At 50.4% G+C, this 2,575-nt stretch carries 4 protein-coding genes; all 4 read right to left on the bottom strand.

Annotated elements, in window-relative coordinates:
* Nucleotides 1-349, bottom strand: a 349-nt coding sequence (locus ACQY6Q_RS18125) for an ABC transporter substrate-binding protein (protein ID WP_427983593.1), incomplete at its 3' end; no start/stop codon positions are given.
* Complete coding sequence (locus ACQY6Q_RS18120) at nucleotides 324-1,271, bottom strand: cobalamin biosynthesis protein CobD/CbiB (protein WP_427983591.1); 948 nt, start codon at nucleotides 1,269-1,271, stop codon at nucleotides 324-326. The genes ACQY6Q_RS18125 and ACQY6Q_RS18120, both read right to left, overlap by 26 nt.
* Nucleotides 1,271-1,969, bottom strand: a complete 699-nt coding sequence (gene mtnN / locus ACQY6Q_RS18115; RefSeq protein ID WP_427983590.1) for a 5'-methylthioadenosine/S-adenosylhomocysteine nucleosidase — start codon at nucleotides 1,967-1,969, stop codon at nucleotides 1,271-1,273. The genes ACQY6Q_RS18120 and mtnN overlap by 1 nt, the downstream gene beginning before the upstream one ends.
* Nucleotides 1,970-2,032: 63 nt before the next feature.
* On the bottom strand, nucleotides 2,033-2,461 hold the full coding sequence (locus tag ACQY6Q_RS18110; protein WP_427983588.1) for a GNAT family N-acetyltransferase: 429 nt from the start codon (nucleotides 2,459-2,461) through the stop codon (nucleotides 2,033-2,035).
* Nucleotides 2,462-2,575: the final 114 nt, after the last annotated feature.

Below are 2,575 nucleotides of genomic sequence, written 5' to 3'. Positions count from 1 at the left end.
CTTTTATCCCCAGCGCGCTTAACTGTTCTGCTAAGTGGCGTTGGTTGCCCTGTTGCCATACCAATACTAAATCGGGTTTAAGAGTAATGATGCTTTCTATGCTGATGTATTGATAGTTACCAATGCGTGGTAACTGTTTAGCCGCAGCGGGATAGTCGGCATAGTCGACGGTGGCAACCAGCCTCTCTCCGGCACCCAGCGAATACACTTGTTCAGTCAGGTGAGGCGCTAGCGCGATGATGCGTTGTGGCTTGGCTTGGCTGGCGGCGGCAACTAGCAGCAATAAACACACGCATAGCTGGATTAAGCGCTGGGGGCGGGGCTTATAAATAAACAATACGTGCCACATAAATTGGGCTGAGGATCAGTAAATACAGCAAGGCGCTCATATTCAGCTTCAAGGCTAGGCGATCCAGCGCTAGCGCTTCTGGGTATTGCTGCATGGGGCCAAAGCGAGCCTGCTCTACCTTTTGTTGTTGGTAGTGACGTGGGCCACCTAACTCGCTTTGTAAGCTACTGGCAGTGACGCTAATCAGGCTGCCGCTTGCGCTATAGGGCCAGCGAAACCCTTGGCTCAAGGCCTGAGTATTGGTTTTCCAGTTCCCGTAAAGGCTGATGATGCGGGCTAGTAATCGAAAGGGCAACCAACTGAGTAAGTGGTAGAGCCGACTGGCACTGTTACCAAACTGTCGGTATTGGCTGAGTTTGGGATTCCAAGAGTAGTGTAGCTCAACGATGATACGGTAGATTAAAGCCGGAATAATACCGCCCACCATAAACCAAAATACTACGGCAAACCAATTGGCGGCTAAGCGCAGTAGTAGCATTTCGGCGCTGGCCTTGGCTACGCCGACCGCCGATAACTGCTCGCAGTCGCGCAGTACCCAAGGGCGTAACTGGCTTCTGGCGTTTTGGTGTTGTTGTTTATTGAGTAGCTGGGTGATTTGTTGGAAGCGATGCATTGGGGCATGCCATTGCACCAAGCAAAATAAAAGTAAGCCATCAAGTAGGGCGGTTAGCGGGTTAAGCCGAGTAAACAGCCACAAACCCAGACTAATTGGCAGTACGATGCTCAGCAGCGCGATGCTACCAGCCAAACGCTGTTGCTGCGGACCATTGGCACTGCGGTTAACCTTAGTGGCGAGGTGCTCTCCCAGCCAAGCAAAGCCGCTACTTAGCCGGGCCAATGTTTGTCCCGGCAGTAGGCGCTCTAGGGCAATGCCTAGCAGTGGCAGGCTAAGGCTTAACCAAAGCCAAGAGCTTTCGTCCATTAGGCTTTGAGTTGCTCCAACATGGCAACCACTAGTGCTGTAGAGTGCTTAGCGGCGGTTTCTAAAAACTCATCAAAAGAAGCTGGAGATTCTTTCCCCGCAATGTCGGATAGCGAGCGAATTACCACAAAGGGCACTTCGGCAAGATGACAGACTTGGGCTATTGCCGCGCCTTCCATTTCTACCGCTGCCATTTTGGGGAAATCGGCGCGCGCCTTGGCAACTCTCTCGGGATCGGCCATGAAGATATCGCCGGTACAGATTTGTCCGCGCACAATTTTATGGCCAGACAGTTGTTTGGCAGCCTGTTCGGCAATCTCAATTAACTTGGGATCGGCTTTATAAGCTGCAGGGTTAGCTGGTAGCTGGCCCATTTCGTAGTTGAAGGCGGTGAGGTCTACGTCGTGATAGCGTAGCTCATCGGAAATTACCACATCACCCACTTTTAAGTTGGCGTCGAAACCGCCGGCCGAGCCAGTATTAATCACTTGGCTAGGTTGGTAACGTTGCAATAATACGGTTGTGGCAATCGCCGCCGCTACTTTGCCAATGCCTGAACGGGTCACCACCACCGGATGTTGGTTAATCTCACCGCTGTAGAATTCGCAACCAGCAAAGCTATAGGTGTCGCAGTTGTCGATCATTTTTCGAAGTGCTACCACTTCCTGTTCCATTGCACCAATAATTGCTGTTGTCATAACCGTCTCTTTATCATAGGGAAAACTAGGCGAAATATTACCACAAGCCGGGCGCAGGAACAGCTACAGTTCGCGGACAAATACCCGTTGGGTTTTACGTTGTTTGAAGCCGATGTGTTGATAAAATTGATTGGCTTGCTCACGAGTACTGTCACAGCGCACACGTATTTCTCCCACTCCGCGGCTATTCGCCCAGTGGCGACATTGCTTAACCAAGGCGCGGCCAATACCCTGTTGTTGTGAAGCCTGATCAACCACCATGCCACTGATTTCGGCAAACGGAAGTGAACCTAGACGTAGGGCAATAAACACATGCACCCAACCAATGATCTTGTCTTCTTGGTCTACATAAACAAAGGCCTGATGAGCCGGATTTTCTAGTATGGCGTGAATATTGGGCAGTACGGTTTGAGCATTAGGGTTATAGCCAAGTTGTTTGGCCAGTTGCGCCACTTCACTGGCGTCTTGTTCGTGGATCGGTCTAATATGCATAGCTTTCCTTAATCAAATGAAAACAGTTTCATCGAACACCCCATAGTGACTGACTTGGCCAGTGAACTGCAAGCAGCTTAGAAGAATTTTGTTACTTTTTTACTACGCGAGGTT

Source organism: Agarivorans sp. (assembly GCF_050295395.1).
In the GTDB taxonomy this organism is placed as follows: domain Bacteria; phylum Pseudomonadota; class Gammaproteobacteria; order Enterobacterales; family Celerinatantimonadaceae; genus Agarivorans.
This window is presented reverse-complemented; position numbering and strand designations above follow the sequence as displayed.

What these genes read in the sequence shown, in the direction of transcription:
- mtnN (WP_427983590.1), bottom strand. Translation starts at nt 1,969, where the DNA reads ATGACAACAGCAATTATTGGTGCAATGGAACAGGAAGTGGTAGCACTT.
- ACQY6Q_RS18110 (WP_427983588.1), bottom strand. Translation starts at nt 2,461, where the DNA reads ATGCATATTAGACCGATCCACGAACAAGACGCCAGTGAAGTGGCGCAA.
- ACQY6Q_RS18120 (WP_427983591.1), bottom strand. Translation starts at nt 1,271, where the DNA reads ATGGACGAAAGCTCTTGGCTTTGGTTAAGCCTTAGCCTGCCACTGCTA.